This window comes from Streptomyces sp. NPDC020875, assembly GCF_040641415.1.
Classification (GTDB): domain Bacteria; phylum Actinomycetota; class Actinomycetes; order Streptomycetales; family Streptomycetaceae; genus Streptomyces.
On sequence record NZ_JBFADP010000076.1, the window covers coordinates 21,624 to 29,178 of the forward strand.

General features: G+C 73.7%; 6 protein-coding genes. 5 read left to right on the top strand and 1 reads right to left on the bottom strand.

What is annotated here, in order from left to right; genetic code table 11:
* Positions 1 to 116: 116 nt before the first annotated feature.
* A complete protein-coding gene (locus AB0G74_RS31140) occupies positions 117 to 3,479 on the bottom strand; it encodes a BTAD domain-containing putative transcriptional regulator (RefSeq protein WP_361153095.1) in 3,363 nt (1,120 codons plus the stop codon).
* A 231-nt stretch (positions 3,480 to 3,710) separates the two neighbouring features.
* On the opposite strand from AB0G74_RS31140, the gene AB0G74_RS31145 reads away from it, so the two are divergent.
* The 5 genes from AB0G74_RS31145 to AB0G74_RS31165 all read left to right on the top strand — a co-directional run bounded on the left by AB0G74_RS31145 (position 3,711) and on the right by AB0G74_RS31165 (position 7,529).
* Positions 3,711 to 4,472, top strand: a complete 762-nt coding sequence (locus AB0G74_RS31145; protein ID WP_361153098.1) for an SDR family oxidoreductase — start codon at positions 3,711 to 3,713, stop codon at positions 4,470 to 4,472.
* Positions 4,473 to 4,663: 191 nt separating this feature from the next.
* A complete protein-coding gene (locus AB0G74_RS31150; RefSeq protein WP_361153101.1) occupies positions 4,664 to 5,851 on the top strand; it encodes a lipid-transfer protein in 1,188 nt (395 codons plus the stop codon).
* 2 nt (positions 5,852 to 5,853) lie between these two features.
* Positions 5,854 to 6,309: a MaoC family dehydratase N-terminal domain-containing protein gene (locus tag AB0G74_RS31155; RefSeq protein ID WP_361153104.1), complete on the top strand. Its 456-nt coding sequence runs from the start codon at positions 5,854 to 5,856 to the stop codon at positions 6,307 to 6,309.
* Complete coding sequence (locus AB0G74_RS31160; protein ID WP_361153107.1) at positions 6,306 to 6,698, top strand: MaoC/PaaZ C-terminal domain-containing protein; 393 nt, start codon at positions 6,306 to 6,308, stop codon at positions 6,696 to 6,698. Before AB0G74_RS31155 ends, AB0G74_RS31160 begins: the two co-directional genes overlap by 4 nt.
* 27 nt (positions 6,699 to 6,725) lie before the next feature.
* Entirely contained in the window at positions 6,726 to 7,529 is an 804-nt protein-coding gene (locus tag AB0G74_RS31165; protein WP_361153109.1) for an SDR family oxidoreductase, read from the top strand.
* Positions 7,530 to 7,555 lie beyond the last annotated feature (26 nt).

Sequence of the window (7,555 nt, forward strand, 5' to 3'; positions counted from 1 at the left end):
GTCGGGTCAACCCCCGCGCACCGGACCGCCGTACGGGAGGGCCACCGGCGGGTACCGTCCGCCGACGCCGCGGATCGAGACCAACTCCCCTTCGGCCGACTATTGCTGAGTGGATGTCAGCTCAGCTCGTCGTCCGGCGCCTCGGCCGCGGCGGCGCCCGCCGCGAACGCCGACGCGAACCGATCGGGGCCGAGTGCCGCGGTGAGCGCGGCCGTCACCCGGTCCACATCGCCGCGTTCGGCCCGGGGCAGCGGCGCGCCCACCGACCGCCGGGCGGCGTCCGCCGCCCCGAGCAGCCGGGCCGCCCGTTCGGTGTCCCCGGCCAGTGCCCCGGCCCCGGCCAGCCCCTCCCGGGCGAGGGCCACGGCGCGGGGGTCGCCGGTGTGCCGGGCGGCTGCCAGTCCTTCCCGGTGCAGGGTCAGGGCGGCTTCGGCGTCGCCGCGCAGTTCGGCGACGAAGCCCAGCTCGGCCAGGATCAGCGCCGTACCGTATTCGGCGTCGAACTGCCGGTTCCAGGCGAGCCAGCGCCGCAGATAGCCCTCCGCGACGTCCAGCCGCCCCTGCCGTCTGGCGCCCAGCGCCAGACCGGTCTCGGCGAACTCCTCGGCCGGGCTGTCGCCCTGTTCGACGGCGAGCCGACGGCCGCGTTCGTGGAGTTCACCGGCCCGGGCGGTGTCGCCGGTCAGCAGGGCGATCCGGCCCAGCTCAGACCAGCGGGTCGAGGCCGCCGTCCAGAGCTCCAGTTCCTCGGCGATCGCCAGGCCCTCCCGGTGCCGGGCGGCGGCCTCCCGGTAGTCGCCCCGGATCTCCGCGACCCGGCCGAGTACGGCCAGCGCCTGCGTCTGGCCCCAGCGGTCGCCGAGTTCCCGGAAGACGGCCAGACTCTCGGTGCCCCGGCGGTGGGACTCCGCCAGATCGCCCCGGACGTATGCCTGGGTGCCGCCGGTGCTCAGTCCGGCGGCGATGCCCCAGCGGTCGTCCAGGGCCCGCGCCTCGGCCAGGACCCGGTCCATCAGATCCTCGCCCGCCGCGCGGTCGGCGAACCAGGTGGCGGCGAAGCCGAGGAGCCAGCCCGCGCGGGTCCGCTCGCACGGATCGCCGATGGCCTCGTACGCGGTACGGATGTCGGCACCGCTGCGGTACGGCTCCTCCGGCGCGCCGGTCAGCAGACCGATCCCGGTCCGCCAGGCCAGTACGGCCGCCGGGTCCGGCGCCCCGGCGCCCCCCGGGTCCGCCCCGGCCGGGCCGGGGCCGCCGTCCGGCGGTCCGGTCACCGCGCGGAGCCAGCGCCGGGCCTCGGTCAGCCGTCCGCGCAGAAACCAGTACCAGACCAGCGACCGGACCAGCCGGTGCGACAGGGCCGGGTCGCCGTCCGCGACGGCGACCTCCAGGGCGGCGCGCAGGTTGGCGCTCTCGGCGTCCAGCCGCCGCAGCCAGCGGCGCTGGTCCGGTCCGCGCAGCCCGGGGTCGGCCGCCTCCGCGAAGTCGGCGTAGTAGCGGGCGTGGGCCCGCCGTACCCGGTCGTACTCGGTCTCGCGCAGTCGCTCCTGGCAGTACGCCGACACGGATTCCAGCAACCGGTAGCGGGGCCCGGCGGGTTCGTCCGCGAAGGCGGCGGGCCCGGCGGCTCCGGGGCCGCCGGGCGCCGGGCCGTCGGCCGGGTCGTCGAACGGGTCGTCGAACGGGTCGTCGAACGGGGGTTCCGAGACCTGGACGAGGGACCGGTCCACCAGCCGGGTCAGCAGATCGAGCACCTCGGGCCCGGTGACCCCGTCCCCGGCGCAGACGGTCTCGGCGGCGCGCAGGGTGCAGCCGTCGGAGTGGACGGCGAGTCTGCGCAGTACCAGCCGCTCCGCCGGGGTGAGCAGTTCCCAGCTCCAGTCGATCATCGCGCGCAGGGTCCGCTGCCGGGCCGGGGCGTCCCGGTGCCCGCCGGTGAGCAGGGCGAACCGGTCGTCGAGCCGCCGGGCGAGTCCGGCCGCGCCGAGGACCCTGATCCGGGTCGACGCCAGCTCCAGAGCGAGGGGGATGCCGTCCAGCCTGCGGCAGACGGCGGCCACGGCCCACGCGTTGTCGTCGGTGAGGTCGAAGCCGGGCGACAGGGCGGCGGCCCGGTCGAGGAAGAGGCGTACGGCGCCGGAGCCGCGCAGGGTCGCCGGGTCGGTGGCCGACGGATCGGGCAGATCGAGCGGCGGTACGGGCCACAGCCGCTCCCCGGCCACGTTCAGCGGCTCCTGGCTGGTGGCGAGGATCCGGACGCCGGGCGCGTCCCTCAGCAGGGCCCCGGCGAGTCCGGCCGCCGCGTCCACGACGTGCTCGCAGTTGTCGAGGACGAGCAGCAGCCGCTGTCCGCGCAGGGCGTCGGTGAGCCGTCCGATCAGGGTGCGCGGCGGTCCGCCGCCGCGGGGTCCCGGAGTGATGTCGTCCCGTACGCCGAGGGCGGCGGCGACGGTCTCCGCGAGTTCACCGGCCGTCGGGGCGGATCCGGCCCCGGTACCCGGGTGGGCGGCGAGTTCGACCAGCCGGACGCCGTCGGGCCAGGAGTCGGCGAGCCGGGCGGCGACCTCGGTGGCGAGCCGGGTCTTGCCGACACCGCCGGGCCCGGTGAGGGTCACCAGCCGGGCCGCTTCCACCAGGGCCCCCACCTCGGTGACGGCCTCGGCCCGGCCGATGAGCGCCGTCACCGGGACGGGGAGACCGGTCCGGGGGCGGGCGGCGGGCACGGGGGTCGCGGGGTCCAGGGACGGGTCCTGGCGGAGGATCTCCCGCTGGAGCGCGACGAGTTCGGGTCCCGGGGTCAGCCCCAGTTCCTCGTCCAGCAGTCGGCGCAGCGCCTGGAAGCCCGCCAGGGCCTCGGCCGGGCGCCCGGCGCCGTAGAGCGCGCGGAGGTGGGCGGCGCGCAGCCGCTCCCGGAGCGGATGGCGGGCCACCAGTTCGCCGAGTTCCCCGGCGAGCGGCCGGTGGTCGCCGAGTTCGAGCCGGGCCTCGGCCCGTTCCTCGACGGCCAGCAGCCGCAGTTCCTCCAGCCGGGCGGCGGGCGGGATCGCGAAGGGTTCGTCGGCGACGTCGGCGAAGGCCGGGCCGCGCCACAGGGCGAGGGCCTCGGTGAGGGCGTCGGCGCGTTCCCGGGCGCCGCTCGCGGCCCGGGCGCGTTCGGTGAGGGCGAGGAACCGTTCGGAGTCCACGGCGCAGTCGTCGGCCCGCAGGGCGTAGCCGGAGGCCCGGCGGACGACGAGACCGGTGCCCCCGGCCCCGGCGAGGGTCCGGCGCAGCCGGGACACCAGGGTCTGCAACGCGGCGGCGGGCCGGGCGGGGGGCGCGTCCCCCCACAACCGGTCGATCAGGGCGCCGGCGGAGACGGTCTCGCCGGGCGCCGTGAGCAGGGCGGCGAGCAGCATCCGGACCTTGGTCTCCGGTACGGCCACGACCTCACCCGCCGCCGACCTGACGGTCAGCGGCCCCAGCACCCCGAAACGCATGGTGCCACCGTATGCCGAAACGATCATTTGTGCGGTGCCGTTCGAGTCCGGGCCGTTCCTTCCGGGCCTCCGGGACATTCGGAGCCGCCGGGGCGGCCCGGGGCCGTCGCGAGGCCGCCGCAAGCGAGCGCAAGCGCGGCGACAGAACTCCGCGAGTCCGCTCGCGCAGGCTGCGGGTGCCGGTGAGAGCCGGAGTGACAGCGATTTCCAGCAAGTGATCAGGAGTTCGGGATGAGCAGGTTCGCGGGCAAGAAGGCCGTGGTGACCGGTGGTACGCACGGAATGGGGCTGGCCATCGTGCAGGCGCTGCTGAAGGAGGGCGCCGAGGTGGTCCTCACGGGCCGCAACGAGCGGCGGATCGAGGAGGCGCGCAACACGCTGGACTCGTCGGCGGCGCATGTGGTGCGGTCGGACGCGGCGAGCATGGCCGATGTCCGGGGCCTGGCGGACACCGTGCAGCGGACCGTCGGCCGGGTCGACTATCTCTTCCTCAACCACGGGTTCGCCGAGGTGCAGACGCTGGAGGAGGTGACCGAGGAGGTCTGGGACCGGCATTTCGACATCAATGCCAAGGGCGCCTTCTTCACGGTGCAGAGCCTGTCGCCGCTGCTGAACGACGACGGCGCGATCGTGCTCACCACGGTCGCCAATGATCTGGTCTTCCCCGGACTGAGCGCCTACTCGGGGGCCAAGGAGGCCGCGCGGGCAATCGCCCACGTACTCGCGGTGGAGCTGCTGCCGCGCGGGATCCGGGTCAACTCGGTGGCGCCGGGCTTCATCAAGACCCCGTCGATGGGGATGCCCGGGCTGACCGCCGAGGAGCGCCGGGCGTTCGAGCAGCAGGGGAACGAGTCGACGCCGCTGAAGCGGAACGGGACGGTGGAGGAGGTGGCGGCGGCGGCCCTCTTCCTGGCGGCGGACGCGACCTTCACCACCAATGTGGAGCTGGCCGTGGACGGCGGCTGGGGGCAGGGCCTCGGCACCGGCCACTGAACCGCTCCGACGGCCCCCGGGTCCCGCTGCCGCGGGCCCGGGGGCCGTCGGGCTTCCCGGCTCGGGGCACCGGCCGGGAAACCCTCACCGTACTGACTGACCGGAAACCTCTTTTCAGCGTCACACACCCTTGACACAAGCCCACTCGATCGAGAAAGTGAATCCACGATAACCAATCGAGTGGAGGCTTGATGGCGCGCAGAGCACTAGTGGCGGGCGTCGGCATGGTGCCGTTCTCCAAGCCCAGCGCCGCCAAGACGTACGACGAGATGGGCAGGGGCGCGGTCCGGGCCGCGCTCGACGACGCGGGCCTCGCGTACGACGCGCTCCAGCAGGTGTACGCGGGTTATGTCTACGGCGACTCGACCTGCGGCCAGCGGGTGGTCTACGGCTTCGGCAGGACGTCGGTACCGGTACTGAACGTCAACAACAACTGCGCCTCCGGCTCCTCGGCGCTCTGGCTGGCCCGGCAGGCCGTGGAGAGCGGCGCCGCCGACTGCGTACTCGCCGTCGGCTTCGAGCAGATGCCGCCCGGGGCCCTCACCGCCAAGTGGAACGACCGGCCGCATCCGCTGACAGACTTCCGCGGCACGCTGGAGGAGATCCACCCGGTCGATCCGGAGCTGCCGGGCACCCCGCAGTACTTCGCGGCGGCGGGCCGGGAGTACCAGGCGAAGTACGGCATGGCGGCCGAGACCTTCGCCCGGGTCTCCGTCAAGGCCAGGGCGCACGCCGCGAACAATCCGTACGCCGTGTTCCGCGACCCCGTCACCCTGGACGACGTCCTCGGCTCACCGGTGGTGGCGGGGTCGCTGACCCGGCTCCAGTGCTGCCCGCCCACCTGCGGCGCCGCCGCCGCGATCGTCTGCAGCGACGAATTCGCCCGGTCCCGCGGCCTGGCCCCGAAGGTGGCGATCGCCGCCCAGGCCCTCCACTCGGACGCCGACGACCTGTTCGCCAAGCGGAGCGCGATGTGCCTGGTCGGTACGGATGTCACCCGGGCCGCGGCCACCGAGGTCTACGAGCGGGCCGGGGTCGACCCCCGGGACATCCGGGTCGTCGAACTCCACGACTGCTTCACCGTCAACGAGATCCTCAGCTACGAGGGGCTCGGGCTCTGCGACGAGGGCGGCGCCGAGAAGTTCGTCCTCGACGGCGACAACACCTACGGCGGCCGGGTCGTCACCAACCCCTCCGGCGGGCTGCTCTCCAAGGGCCATCCGCTGGGCGCCACCGGACTGGCCCAGACCGCCGAGATCACCTGGCAGCTCCGCGGCGACGCGGGCCCCCGCCAGGTCGACGGCGTGACCCTCGGCCTCCAGCACAACCTGGGCCTCGGCACCGCCGGAGTCGTCACCCTCTTCGAGAAGATCGGCTGACCATGCCCGTCGACCCCGCCCTCGTCGGCACCCGCTATCCGGAGTTCCGTACCGCGGCGGAGCGCGGCCGGCTCCGGTTCTTCGCGAAGGCCACCGGTCAGCACGACCCGGCGTACACGGATCTCGACACCGCGCGCGCCGCCGGACACCCGGATCTGCCGATCCCGCCGACCTTCCTCTTCTGTCTGGAGATGGACAATCCCGAACGCGGCGCCTTCCTGCGCGATCTCGGGATCGACATCCGGACGATCCTCCACGGCGGACAGGACTTCGCCTATCACGCCCCGGCCCACGCGGGCGACGAGCTGACCTTCGCCACCGAGGTGACCGATGTGTACAGCAAGAAGGGCGGCGCGCTGGGCTTCATCGTCCGCACCACCCGGGTCACCCGCGACGGCACCCCGATCGCCACCCTCACCAGCACCACCGTCGTACGCGACCCGAAGGCGGCCCGATGACCAGCCCCGTACTCCGGCCCGGCGACGTCCTGACCCTGGAGGCGCCCCGGGTGACCCGGACGGCCCTCGCCCTCTACGCGGGCGCGTCCGGCGACCACAACCCGGTCCACATCGATCTCGACGCCTGCCGCGAGGTCGGCATCGACGACGTCTTCGCCCACGGCATGCTCTCCATGGCCTATCTGGGCAGGCTGCTCACCGACTGGGTACCGCAGCACCGGATCGCCGAGTTCGGGGTGCGGTTCTCCGCGATCACCCCCGTCAACACCACCCCGGCCTGCCGGGGCGCCGTGACCTCCGTCGAGGACGGACGGGCCCGGCTGGAGCTGACCGTCTCCCTCCCCGACGGCACGGTGACCCTGCGGGGCCACGCCGTCATCACCGACTGATCCTCAGCCGAAGGACGTACGCACATCATGGGAACCCTCGACGGCAAGGTCGCCATCGTCTCCGGCTCGGGCCGGGGCATCGGCCGCGACGTGGCACTCAAACTGGCCTCCGAAGGCGCGAGCGTCGTCGTCAACGACCTCGACCCCGAACCCGCCGAGCAGACGGTCGCCGAGATCGTCGCGGCCGGCGGCCGGGCCGTGGCCTGTGTCGGCTCCGTCACCGGGGACGACTTCGCCGAACGCTTCGTCGCCACCGCGACCGACACCTTCGGCGGCCTCGACATCATCGTCAACAACGCCGGCTACACCTGGGACACCGTCGTCCAGAAGATGACCGACGAGCAGTGGGACGCCATCCTCGACGTCCATCTCAAGGCCCCGTTCCGGATCCTGCGGGCCGCCCAGCCCTATCTCAAGGCCAACCCGGTGCCGTACCACCGCAAGGTGGTCAACGTCTCCTCGGTCTCGGGTGTCTTCGGCAACCCCGGCCAGGCCAACTACTCCTCCGCCAAGGCCGGGATCATCGGCCTCACCAAGACCCTGGCCAAGGAGTGGGGCCGCTACCGGGTCAATGTCAACGCCGTCGCCTTCGGCTTCATCCTCACCCGGATGACCGAGGCCACCGCCGCCGACGAGTCGTTCGTGGAGATCGAGGGGCGCCGGATCAAGGTCGGGGTCTCCCCGCAGATCATGGAGGCCGTCAAGCGCACCCACCCCCTGGGCCGCCCCGGCACCCCCGCCGAGGCAGCCGGGGCGATCTACCTGCTCTGCACCCCGGACGCCGACTACGTCTCCGGCCAGGTGCTCAACGTCGACGGCGCCGCCCGCTGACCCCCGCCCCCCGCGATGAAAAAGGC